This is a genomic window from Coleofasciculus sp. (assembly GCF_046539235.1).
GTDB lineage: Bacteria > Cyanobacteriota > Cyanobacteriia > Cyanobacteriales > Coleofasciculaceae > Coleofasciculus.
This window is the reverse complement of record NZ_JBKHHI010000181.1, coordinates 1-12,367: the sequence shown is the minus strand read 5'-3', so window position 1 is coordinate 12,367 and position 12,367 is coordinate 1. Positions and strand designations below refer to the sequence as shown.

Sequence of the window (12,367 nt, the reverse complement as noted above, 5' to 3'; positions counted from 1 at the left end):
ACAGGTCTGGTTGTAGAAACCCAGACCTCAACGAAGTAGGTCTGGGTAGTTCATGAAAGAATGACATCATCCCTGCTATTTTTGGTAAAATTCACTATAATTAATTTGGAAGGTATATATTCCGGGTAATTTACAACATTGTTTACAACCGTACTGCCTCAAACGACCCAACCCTTTGGGTCAATTCCCGATGACCTATTTGACGCCATTGACACCCTCAAGCAGGAACTCAACGCCGTTATCCTTGCCCACTACTACCAAGACCCCGATATTCAGGATATTGCCGATTATATTGGCGATTCTTTAGGACTTTCCCGCCAAGCTGCTGATACAGATGCAGATGTTATTGTCTTCGCGGGTGTTCATTTCATGGCAGAAACTGCCAAAATTCTTAATCCTGACAAACTTGTTCTTCTACCCGACTTAAACGCGGGTTGCTCTCTGGCTGATAGTTGTCCCCCGGATGCATTTGCCCAGTTTAAGGCAGAAAACCCTGACCATTTGGTCATCTCTTATATCAATTGCTCCGCCGAAATTAAGGCGATGAGCGATATTATTTGCACCAGTTCCAACGCCGTCGAAATTGTCCAGCAAATTCCCCCAGATCAACCGATTATTTTTGCCCCAGATCGGAATTTAGGACGCTATGTAATGCAGCAGACAGGTCGTGATTTGCTCCTGTGGCAAGGGAGTTGTATTGTTCACGAAACCTTCTCGGAAAAAAGAATTGTCCAGCTACAGATTGAACACCCCGACGCCGAGGTTATTGCCCATCCCGAATGCGAACCTCCGGTATTACGTCATGCCAGCTATATTGGCTCAACCACGGCGCTATTGAAGTATTCGCAAACCAGTCCCCGTTCCAAGTTTATTGTGGCGACAGAACCGGGAATTATTCACCAAATGCAAAAGCAAATGCCCGATAAGCGCTTTATTCCAGCGCCTGCCACGAATAATTGTAACTGTAATGAATGTCCGTTCATGCGGTTAAATACGCTGGAAAAACTTTATCTAGCGATGAAGCAGCGTCAGCCGGAAATTACGTTACCCGAACACATTCGGATTGCCGCTTTCAAACCGATTCAGCGCATGTTGGACATGAGTGCTAAGGTTAAGGTTTAAGTTCAGCAAAAATTAGGGCAGGATTTACGCTTTCTTCAGGCACAGGTGCTACTTGTAGGGGACTCTTAAGTTTGCTGCGTCAGTGACAGGATGGGGAAGGGCGGGTTTTGTAGAAACATTATTGGTTTCTCGGTTAATTTTAGTCCTAAACCCGCCCCTACTATGGTTTGCTGCGTCAGTGACAGGATGGGGAAGGGCGGGTTTTGTAGAAACATTATTGGTTTCTCGGTTAATTTTAGTCCTAAACCCGCCCCTACTATGGTTTGCTGCGTCAGTGACAGGATGGGGAAGGGCGGGTTTTGTAGAAACGTTATTGGTTTTCGTCCTAAACCCGCCCCGACAGGGGATTTTATGGCACGATATCAGATTGATATATTAACCTAAAACCGGACAACAAAACCCACCGGATTTTTCGGCGCGATCGCACGCCAAAGATGTAGGGGCGGGTTTAGGGTTAAAATGAGTTAACCAACCTCAAACTGCACCAGGAAACCCGCCCTAATCCCAACCTGGCATACAGGGGAGAATGTTATTCGTGATATCCTGTATCGAACGTATCTACTAACTCTACCAATCCTGCCGAGGTATTTCTTAATGAGTAAGCTTTATAAAAAAGGACTTTATTTAGAATATTTTACCGTTGGCTATAACATTCTTGAAGCTGTTGTTTCTATTCTTTTAGGCGCGATTAATAATAGCATTGCATTAATTGGATTTGGACTCGATAGTATTGTCGAATCCTTATCAGGATGTATTTTAATTTGGCGTCTCAGCCAGCATCAAAACCTAACACCGGAAGCTGAAGCCAAAATTGAGCGAAAAGCCACCCAGTTTGTGGCAATTACATTTTTCTTGCTGGCTGGGTATATTGGATTTGAGTCACTGAGAAAGTTAATCACCCAAGACGCTCCAGAGCCATCATTGCTGGGGATTATTCTCGCTATCCTTTCGTTGATTATTATGCCTCTGTTGGCATGGCAAAAAAATAAAGTTGGTAAACAAGTCAATAGTCGGGCGCTGATTGCCGATGCTAAAGAAACCTTAGTTTGTTCCTTTCTTTCAGTGGCATTACTTTTAGGGTTAGCGGGGAATTACTGGTTTGGCTTTTGGCAAGCTGATCCGTTTGCTGGATTTATTATCGTATTTTATTTGATTAGAGAAGGCTGGGAGATTTGGGAAGAAGCTCATGAATCCGATGCTGACTGAATTCATGGGATACTAATTTTTTTAGCATCCCCCTACACCCTAAACTCCTAACTTAGATGCACATCAGCTTAATCGAATGACTCCAGCTACCGTAAAAGAATCTCTAATTATTTTCACCCGCTATCCCGAACCGGGAAAAACCAAAACACGGATGATTCCCGCTCTAGGAGAGGAAGGTGCGGCGAAACTGCAACGCCAGATGACAGAAAATACCCTGGTTAAAGTGAAAAAACTGCAAGCATTTCATCCTGTATCTGTAGAAATTCATTTTGCTGGGGGGAATCAACAACTAATGCAAGCCTGGTTAGGTGCTGATGTGATTTACTGTCACCAAAGTCAGGGAGATTTAGGTGAGCGAATGGTATCGGCATTTGAGAAATCCTTGGCGGCGGGAATGACGAGTGTGGTGATTATTGGGACAGATTGCCCCGATTTAGATACTCAAATAATGGCTGAGGCATTTAAATGGCTGGAAACGCAGGATTTAGTATTAGGACCTGCCCAAGATGGGGGATATTATCTGATTGGTTTGCGGCGGTTAATTCCGGAACTCTTTGTGGGAATTCATTGGGGAACCTCGCAAGTTAGGCAACAAACCGTCGAGATTGCTGATAACTTGGGATTAGCGATCGCGTTTTTGCCAATGCTCCATGATATTGACCGTCCAGAAGATTTGGATAGGTGAGAATACCCCCTTATTTTGCCGGAAGAGAATATTTGGTATCTATCAAGAGACTGATTTTTTTACCATCAAAGTGTGATTAGATTAGCCCTTATCGCGTTATACTTAGCGCGAATTGAGCAAAATCATAGGAATACAAGGAATTTATCGGGCTTTTGCCCAGTGTAAGTCTGCCCTGTTCGGTTAACTTTTCCCTACCCCTAGAAATCAACGCTAGGGGTAGATTTACCGTTCGTCGTCGGCGTTGTTTACACCCCTTCCAACCTATGACTGTTGAAATGTAAATGGTAGATTGTGAATAACCTGAAAACTCAATCCTTTAGTAGGGTAATCAGTAGCCTTACCCTTTCCTTGTGCATCTGTAGTCTTTGGACTCCTCCCGTTCAGGCGGAAGGAAGTCGGGAATTAATCTCAAGTGGTGGCTTTCGCCCGTTTTTGGACTATCGCGAAGACTCCTTGGAGACAGGACCAATACAGCGCCAGACGGTAATTCAAGTTTATGCTGAGGCAGGTGAGACACTCTACTTGGGTTCCAGTGCTGTGGGCATTGGTCAGGGTACGATTGATTACACAAGACCCAGTGGTACGTCTGGCAGTTGCGACGACAGGGGTAAAATTGAAAACCGTCAAGAAGAAGAAATAGGACCGAATACTATTTTTTCCGGTGGTTACACCCCTTGTACCGTGGACGTTGATCAAACTGGGGTTTGGCAAATTAACTTTGTTAGTCCTGATCCTTCGAGTACAGTCAACCCAAACCCGATTTCAGCCGACGATTCTTGGTCTGGACAAGATGACAATGATAACTTTGTAACCGCTTGGGATGTCACCGTAGCTGATCGGGGTAGAGAAATTCAGGGTCGCGCCTTTGCCAATTATCTGGCGCTGAATATGGGGGGTAGAGAGGCTGCTCTGAGTTCCGAAGCCTACATCCTCACCGAAACAGGTTATGTTTACCGCATCGATTTGAACGGCATTGAACCCTTCGGATTCATCTTCTTCTCAAACAATAAAGGATTTAGACGACCAAACGGAAACCCCTTTTTCTCCTCTGTTCCCCTAACTCCACCCCCTGACTTCCAAAATCCATTACGCAATCCCGATACTGGCGATGACCGAACCCACAGAATTTTCTTTAACCGACCTGAACCTGGTATTCTAGGAACTCCCCTAGAACCGATGCCTCCTGGGGAGGTGAGGAATTTTAGATTTATCGGTGATGACGGTACGCCAGGTCAAGCCGCCTCGCCGGGTGGCGGTATCTTTCGGTTCACCACGACACAAGCGGGTAGTTACAGAGTTGTCATTGACTTAAATGGCGATGGCATATTCGGAAACGATGACGGCTCAATTAAAGACAGAATCATCACGGGTAGAGTAACTGAAGGGGAAAATCAAGTGGTTTGGGATGGTTTAGATGGGAATGATAACCCCATACCAGGCGGATCTCAAGGATTCCAGGTTCGCATCAATCTGTTTGCGGCTCAAGTCCATTTTCCGTTTTTAGACGTGGAAGCGAGTCCCAATGGGATTATCCTGGAACGGCTGAATGGTCGAAATAGTCCAGATTTTACCCTTTACTACGACGATAGTCGTTTTAGTGGACCTGGCATCCCTCCTGATCCCCTAGATGCCTCAATCACCGGCGTTGGTTTAGCAGGAGTCAATAGCCGTAATGGCGCTCATAGCTATGATTGTTTGGATTCGAGTAATGAAGAAACTTGCTTTGGCGATATTAGGGCTATTGATACTTGGACTTTTTTACCGTCTCAGGATTTTACATTTACGGATGCTATCGTCATTGCAGAAGCAGACTTGGCAGTTGAAAAACGGATTCGTTCAGACCAAGTAGTTGCTAATGGTGCGATTGTCTTCGAGATCACTGTAACCAATAATGGTCCCAATGATGTCATGGGGGCATCGGTTAGGGATACAATTCCAGATACGATTACTGACGTGCGCTGGACTTGTGCAATTACTGATGGTAGCGGGAGTTGCGGTGCGGCAAATGGTACAGGCAATGCGATTGATACAACCGTCACACTTAACCCGGAGGCTACTGCTACTTATACGGTAATCGGCACTCTCTCAGCGGATGCTTCCGGAACATTAACCAATACCGCCACAGTTCCCCTCGGACCCAATAACTCCGTGGGAGATGACATAACCGATCCCAATCCGGATAATAATACCAGTACCGTTCAAGCCCCCATCGAACGAACCGCAGACTTAAGCCTAACTAAGACTGTCGCCCCTGCAAATCCCGCACCAGGGGAAAATGTCACCATCACCATCACCGTCACCAATGATGGACCTCTCGCCACGACTGATGTGCAAGTTAGGGACTCATTACCCGCCGGATTGAGCTTTATTTCAGCAACAGCCAGCCAGGGAAGCTATGATAACCAAACTGGCGTCTGGACGGTGGGCAATCTGGATAACGATAGTAGCGCCACGTTGCAAATTGAGGTAACCTTAACCGCCACTGAAACCGTCGTGAATCGAGCGCAAGTGATAGCCTCAGATCGACCTGACCCCGATTCTACCCCAGGAAACAGCGTTGCTGGCGAGGATGACCAAGATAGTGTGACGATTCCCTTGCAATCGGTTGACCTCGGCTTGAGCAAAACAGCACGCCAAAATCGGGCAAATGTGGGAGACGAAATAACTTATACCATTACTCTGACCAATAACGATGCGAATGAGGCGACTGATGTGGCGGTGACGGAACCCTTACCCCCTGAGATAACATTTAGATCGGCAACCGCGTCTCAAGGCTCATATAATCGCCGCACCGGAATTTGGTCTGTAGGAAACCTAGCCAATGGTAATGAGGCTACGTTACAGATTACTGCCACTGGGGATATTCCCGGTTCAGTTATTAACACGGCGGTGATTAGTGCTTTAGATCAAGATGATCCGAATCCTGGGAATGATCGAGACAGTGCTGAGGTATTTTTGGCTGGAGAACCTAACCTGCTTCTGGTGAAGCGGATTACTCAAGTGAACAGAGATGGACAAGTTATTGATGGAATTAATTTTAATACTTTTGTAGACGATCCCAATGATCCTGATGATAATGCTAGTGGCTGGTCTCAGTTACCTGGGGGAGAACTTTTAGGTGTCCCCAGGATTAGTCCCGATAGACGTTTAGAAAGTGGCGATACCGTGGAATACACGATCTATTTCTTGTCAAATGGTGGCACAGTGGTTAACGGTGTGAATGTCTGTGATCTGATTCCCCAAGGGACGACGTTTATCTCAGATAGTTTTAGGCAAGGGAGTGGAATTGTGTTAAATCAAGATGGGACACCGACACCCCAAAGTAATGCATCGGATCAAGATTCGGGGACATTTTTTCCGCCTCTCAATCCGGTATCAACGCCTTGTGCTGAAGCCAATAATCCTAATGGCGCCGTGGTTGTTGAGTTGGGCGATATTTCTAGCACCGCTCCCAATAATGTAGGATTGATTCGCTTTCAGGTGAAAATTGATTAAAAATGGGGATTGGGTAAGGAATTCTAATGTAATGAAAACCGAAACAATTTCAGTTATTATTCCCGTTTTAAATGAAGCGAGTACGATTGGTTCGGTCTTAGATAGACTGGTTAATACTGACAATGTGGAGGTTATTGTGGTGGATGGGGGGAGTCGCGATGAAACCGTCAGTGTAGCGCGATCGCGAAATGTCCAGGTTATTTCTACCCCACCCGGTCGCGCCTGTCAAATGAATGCTGGTGCAGCAAGGGCGATGGGTGATATTCTCCTATTTCTCCACGCCGATACCCGTTTACCAGCAAACTTTGATTGTTTAGTTCGCCAAGCGCTACAAGAACCCCAAATCATTGCGGGGGCGTTTAAATTACGGATTGATTCTCAACAGTGGGGGTTGCGTCTCATTGAACGACTGGTAAATTGGCGATCGCGTTTTTTTTCGATGCCTTATGGCGACCAAGCTATATTCTTAAAAGCGACCATCTTTCATACTATCGGAGGTTTTCCTAATTTGCCAATTATGGAAGATTTTGAATTCATTCGCCGCTTGCAACCTCAGGGACGGATTACGATTGTTCCAGCATTTGTTCTTACATCAGGACGACGCTGGGAACGGTTAGGAATCATCAAAACCACCCTAATTAATCAGCTTATCATTCTCGGATATTTTTGGGGAGTTTCTCCTGAAAAATTGGCGCGATGGTATCGGGGAAAACGGTAAGGTTTTTGTCTGAATAAGTATAGCACTACGAGGATAAGTTAGGACATCAGTTAATCCCAACGGGGAACAGTATAAAATGTCCTAACCTGCCTTGGTAAGGCTATAGCTGGACATAAATTATACAAGCGTCAAATTTTTACTGTTCCCTCAGCTAAACCCTGACCTCCAATTTTCAAAGGTTCAGGAACAGCCTGTGTCTCGATTTCTATTGCTATTTTATAATGAGTAAATATAGGAATTACCAGTCCAGGATCTTGCCAACCTGTCAAAGTTCCTGTATTTACCTCTCCCTCTGGTGATAACAGCACCTCTCCGGCACTATTAAGCGGATTAAGACCATCACTTATACCTAAATAGAACGTCTCGTTTTCAGGAAAATTGAACCCAACTTCTCCGATACTTGTAAACTCTATTCCATAATTTCAGCCGTATCACGCCCCTATTGGCGTAGCACACCTAATTTGATGGATTAAATTCGGCTTGTAGTAAGGGATGCGAGTCCCGGCAAAAGCTTGTTGATATTGATTTAAAATCTGCTCTAGCAAACCATCTAAATGTCCTTGAGTCATGTTTTTATTTTTTGCAAGACAACAACGGTATCATGCTTAATTGTTCCAGCCCAACTCACATTCCTTGGTAAATTAAGCCGACGATTTTTTAGCAATAATTGAAACTGAAATAGTTTAGCGAAGCCAATTTCTTCAGCTATTTCCGTTAAAAGTTTAGCCACTGGAATCTCAACGCCACAAATTTTACTAATATCGCCAATGGCAAAGCAATAATAGCCACCTGAATTAAGATGATTGAAGCAGCTTAAAAAATGCGACTTCATGTCCATAAAGTATTTATAAACAACTCTTGATCTAAGCTTATTTTGTCCTTTACTCGCTTGATATTTCGTGCCGTAATAAATATCAGTAATTAAATCATCCAGATAAGAATTTACCGTTTTCCCCAATTGGCAGTAATCTTTTTTGGGAATTCTTTCTGTGCCGATTTCTTGAGTATATAAATCAAGTCTGGCGCGATCATTACTCACTAAGCCCAACCAATGTAACTCAAACTTAGACGCCCAAACGTAATCAATTGCATTAATATAAGGCGGCGAAGTAATAACCGCATCACAACGCCAATCGCCTGTAAGATTAATGGCTGTTTTTGAATTCAATTCAATGGCATTTTGAAACGAGTTATTCAAGACAAACTGCCATTCCCCAATTGCCTCTAACGCTTGATCAAGATAGTCTTTAAAATACCGATAAACATCTTCGCGAGAACGCTGGGTAATTTCTTTAACATTTGCTCGTTTTGCGGCGAGAATCATGCCATCATTCATATCAGATGTTTTGCGGACAGTCGAAGCAAAAACCAGCCAAAATAAAGGTTGTATCGCTTCCGGAACTTGAAAAATTTGCGCTCGAAGGCTTTCTAGTCCAGCTTGGACAGGTTTTTGAAACCAAAAATCTTTATTGGAAAAATTAACAGTTTCTAATGGATATTTTATCCCATAAGCATTTTCCAAGATTTGCTCAGCATAGTCGAGAATTTCGGCTCCATCGTAGAAATGGGTTTTAACGCGACAGATAAGGCGACTTAACGGATGATAGTCAAGCCAATAAATTGATACACCTTGTAATAAAGCTGCAATAATTGTTGTTCCTGAACCCGCAAAAGGTTCTAAGATTTTACACTGTTCTGTACCATACTTGCTTAAAAACCAATGCGGGATTTCCGGAATTGATTTGGCTGGCTGAAAACCAACAGAATGGATTTTGAGAGGTTGTTTTCGTTGTAGCGAAATCAGGGCATCTTGAGGTATATCGATAGGAATTTCGCCTGCAAGATGTAAGTAGGAGGGTTGGGGTATAGTCTTATCGGTTTCAAATAGTGAAAGTTGTTTCATCCTAAATCTAAGTTAACTACCCTTATTTTGGTAAGCTATTCGTCATTGAAACCTTATTGTTAATAATTGCGAAATCTTTGTAGTGCGACCAACCTTCTGGCTACCTATACTTTAAATGCGTAACAGCTTATCACTTTTGTCGGTCGGGTTTCCGAACTTAAGCGAAATTTTATCAAAGAGTAATCCAACGCAGGCGGGTTAACCGGTTGGGTTTCGCTTACGCTCTACCCAACCTACTTAAACGTTTACTTTATCCTAGAGGAACGACATACACCCAATCTTGATAATTGGGATCGCGATTTTCCGTAATTGCCGTAATTTTATCTCTCAGTTTCTCTGTGATGGGTCGCGTTTTAGCTAACTCATAATTCTCAATCCGTTTAATTGGAGTAATTTTAGCCGCCGTTCCACTTAAAAATGCTTCATCGGCAATAAATAACTCCGATTTATCCACAGGGCGTTCGATTGTGGGGATACCTAAATCCTTTGCCAGCGTCAGGATACTATCTCTGGTGATTCCTTCTAAAATATCTTGATCATATCCCGGCGTAATCAGTTGTCCATTCCGTACCATAAAGATATTCATCCCCGATGCTTCACAAATTTTTCCCTGAGCATTCATTAATAAGGCTTCATCAAACCCAGATTCTACTGCTTCTGTTTTTGCCAGAGATGATGTGATATATGCGCCACTAATTTTACCTCTCAGGGGTAAACTGTGATCCGCTTGACGATACCAGGAACTAATCCGACAGCTTACCCCTTCTGGGGATAGATAATCACCAAGTTCTAGTCCATAGACGAAAAAGTCTTTTTCAATCTTATGCAATCTGGGGGCAATTCCCAAATCGGATGTATAAATAAAGGGTCGAATATAAAACGAGGTTTTAACTTGATTCTTTTTGACAAATTCTATAATTATAGTCTTGATTTTATCTGCGGGTAAGTCGTAATGTAAATATTTGGCACTGTCACTTAATCGTTTACAATGACGGTCTAAACGAAACAGGAGAATTTGTTCGGGGTTTTGCGGGTCAGGAATCCCACGCAATCCGCCAAAAGCGCCTGTCCCATAATGCAGCGCATGGGTAGCAATGGAAATTTTGGCATCATCGAAGGGAAGAAATTGGTTTTGAAAGTAAGCGATTGGCAGAAATTTATGCATTTTTAAACTAGACAGTTAAGAGTTCTGGAAGGTATGGTTATCGATTGTACTACAGGTCAATGATTTTGCCAGGGACTAGAACATCGATTTAGGCATCGGAAAAATTAGGGAGGGGGAAGGTTGAGTTTTGTGTAGGGGCGGGTTTCACTATTATCGTTTCTTGTCTCACCCAGATGAGACTAAACCCGCCCGGTTCCAGACGCATAGCCCTTTATTTAACGGCTTAAATGGCTATTGGCTTGACACAGCTCAAATCTAAAATGGTGGAATAGATTTTACCATTGAATCGGGCGCAAGTCTTTGCGCCCCTACAGTTGCTGGGTATGAGCTTAATCCTCCTTGGTGTTCAACCACCCCGCTAAATTCTGCTTTTGAGTCGCCGAGGGATTTTCAATCTGTACAACCTGGTAACGGGTGGGTTGGGATTCGCCGAGGGTAATGGGTAAGGTACAAAGTTCGTCTTGATGGAACAGGGTTACCTGAATCGTGTCACCGGCATGGTAATCTTTAAGGCGATCGCATAATTGATCGGCACTGACTCGCCAACCGTCTATTGCTAGTAACTGATCCCCAGCATCTACCCCAGCTATTCCCGCCGGAGAGGTGGCGTTGACAAATTTGACCACCTCTTGCCCATTTTCGGTCTTGACAATTAACCCCAAATAGGGTATGGACTCCTCGTCTTCCGCCGCCTTGAGTTTTAAGCCAAAGGGTTCGAGATACTCATCAAAGGGCAATTCTTCTGTCCCCTCAATGTAGCGATGGCAGAAATCACTCAAATCGGTATCAGCGACAGACTCCAACACCTCTTGCAGTTGTTGAGGAGTAAAGCCAACCTCCTTGACGCCAAACTCTTGCCACATCCGCCGCATCACATCATCAAGGGAGCGCTGATTGCCATGACGCGATCGCACTAGCAAATCCAGTAAGAAGGATACCATTTCTCCTTTGAGATAATAGGAGATCTGACTATTATCACTATTGGCATCCCGGCGATATAACTTAATCCAAGCATCAAAACTGGACTCACTCAGGGGTTGCACCAAACGCCCTGGGATCAGTTGCATCCGGGTAATTTCTTTACCTAATCCCTCTAAAAAGGTCTTACTGTCGTAAATCTTTGCCCGTAAGGGGAGGACTAAATCATAGTAACTGGTTGTCCCTTCACAAAACCACAGGGATGTGGTATAGCTTTCTTGTTCATAGTTAAACCGTTCTAAGACTTTGGGTCGAATCCGCTTAACATTCCACAGGTGAAAGAACTCATGGGCGACTAACTGCATGAAACGATTGTATTTATCTTTCGCCCGGAACCCGAAACGGGGATAATTTAAGGAACAAGAGGTTTTATGTTCTAAACCGCCAAACCCTGTGGACGATAAATGCAGTAAAAACAAATACCGTTCGTAGGGTAATCCCCCATATAATTCCGCTTCTGTCTCGATAATTTTCGTCGTATCGGCAATAATCCGTTGGGGATCAGCATTTCCCTGTCCCCAAATTGCTAGTTGATGCGGTTTACCCAGAACCTCAAAGTCATAAACCTGTTGTGTGCCAATTTCAAAGGGGCTATCGACTAAGGTGTCAAAATCACTTGCCTCAAAGGTATTCTCAGCACCATCTACGGCGGGTAAAGGTGTGGTTATCTGCCAATCGGATTTAGGGGGTACAATTGTCACCTGAATTGGCTGTTGCTCAAAACCAGGGACAAATAAAAATAATGCCGCCCCATTAAAATAGCCGTGAGTGGCATCGAGGTGATTGGTGCGTACCGATAATTCATTGGCAAAGACGCGGTAGCGAACAACAATATTTGCCGCGTCTCCAGTTTGAACCTGCCAGTGATTTTTACTCCGTTTATCCCAGGGTAAGGGCTGATGCTGGTTTCCAGTCTCAACCCGCAAATCCTGGAGGTGTTTGGCATACTCCCGCACTAGATAAGAACCCGGAGTCCAGACGGGCATTTTTAAATCTAGCACTGATTCCGACCAACCCTTCACCTGTAGCGTCACCTCAAACAGATGAGATTGAGGTTGAGGCATAGCGACGTGATAATGGAAGGTAGGTTTAGTC

9 protein-coding genes are annotated in these 12,367 nt (G+C 44.2%); 5 read left to right on the top strand and 4 right to left on the bottom strand.

The features are described from left to right. Positions 1-138: 138 nt before the first annotated feature. From nadA to ACLFWI_RS16625, 5 genes are all read left to right on the top strand, one after another. Positions 139-1,122, top strand: coding sequence for a quinolinate synthase NadA (gene nadA, locus ACLFWI_RS16645; RefSeq protein WP_446413841.1), 984 nt, complete (start codon positions 139-141; stop codon positions 1,120-1,122). Between the two features lie 594 nt (positions 1,123-1,716). After that, the gene (locus ACLFWI_RS16640) at positions 1,717-2,328 is read left to right on the top strand and encodes a cation diffusion facilitator family transporter (RefSeq protein WP_446408624.1); all 612 of its coding nucleotides are present in this window, start codon (positions 1,717-1,719) and stop codon (positions 2,326-2,328) included. A 76-nt stretch (positions 2,329-2,404) separates the two neighbouring features. Further along, on the top strand, positions 2,405-3,013 hold the full coding sequence (locus ACLFWI_RS16635; RefSeq protein WP_446413840.1) for a TIGR04282 family arsenosugar biosynthesis glycosyltransferase: 609 nt from the start codon (positions 2,405-2,407) through the stop codon (positions 3,011-3,013). Positions 3,014-3,304: 291 nt separating this feature from the next. Next, positions 3,305-6,508, top strand: coding sequence for a hypothetical protein (locus tag ACLFWI_RS16630; RefSeq protein WP_446413839.1), 3,204 nt, complete (start codon positions 3,305-3,307; stop codon positions 6,506-6,508). A gap of 31 nt (positions 6,509-6,539) precedes the next feature. Beyond that, the gene (locus ACLFWI_RS16625; RefSeq protein WP_446413838.1) at positions 6,540-7,226 is read left to right on the top strand and encodes a TIGR04283 family arsenosugar biosynthesis glycosyltransferase; all 687 of its coding nucleotides are present in this window, start codon (positions 6,540-6,542) and stop codon (positions 7,224-7,226) included. 431 nt (positions 7,227-7,657) lie between these two features. On the opposite strand, the gene ACLFWI_RS16620 is transcribed toward ACLFWI_RS16625, so the two are convergent. From ACLFWI_RS16620 to ACLFWI_RS16605, 4 genes are all read right to left on the bottom strand, one after another. Further along, a complete protein-coding gene (locus ACLFWI_RS16620; protein WP_446413837.1) occupies positions 7,658-7,795 on the bottom strand; it encodes a hypothetical protein in 138 nt (45 codons plus the stop codon). After that, positions 7,792-9,129: a DNA methylase gene (locus ACLFWI_RS16615; RefSeq protein ID WP_446413836.1), complete on the bottom strand. Its 1,338-nt coding sequence runs from the start codon at positions 9,127-9,129 to the stop codon at positions 7,792-7,794. Before ACLFWI_RS16615 ends, ACLFWI_RS16620 begins: the two co-directional genes overlap by 4 nt. Positions 9,130-9,379: 250 nt before the next feature. After that, positions 9,380-10,294, bottom strand: a complete 915-nt coding sequence (locus ACLFWI_RS16610) for a branched-chain amino acid transaminase (protein ID WP_446413835.1) — start codon at positions 10,292-10,294, stop codon at positions 9,380-9,382. A gap of 329 nt (positions 10,295-10,623) precedes the next feature. Next, positions 10,624-12,367: M61 family metallopeptidase (locus ACLFWI_RS16605; protein WP_446413834.1), on the bottom strand; the 1,744-nt coding region annotated here is incomplete at its 5' end.

Bases quoted from the DNA above. Each gene is read 5' to 3' on its own strand.
- ACLFWI_RS16615 (WP_446413836.1), bottom strand. From the start codon at position 9,129: ATGAAACAACTTTCACTATTTGAAACCGATAAGACTATACCCCAACCC.
- ACLFWI_RS16610 (WP_446413835.1), bottom strand. From the start codon at position 10,294: ATGCATAAATTTCTGCCAATCGCTTACTTTCAAAACCAATTTCTTCCC.
- ACLFWI_RS16625 (WP_446413838.1), top strand. From the start codon at position 6,540: ATGAAAACCGAAACAATTTCAGTTATTATTCCCGTTTTAAATGAAGCG.
- ACLFWI_RS16620 (WP_446413837.1), bottom strand. From the start codon at position 7,795: ATGACTCAAGGACATTTAGATGGTTTGCTAGAGCAGATTTTAAATCAA.
- ACLFWI_RS16640 (WP_446408624.1), top strand. From the start codon at position 1,717: ATGAGTAAGCTTTATAAAAAAGGACTTTATTTAGAATATTTTACCGTT.
- ACLFWI_RS16635 (WP_446413840.1), top strand. From the start codon at position 2,405: ATGACTCCAGCTACCGTAAAAGAATCTCTAATTATTTTCACCCGCTAT.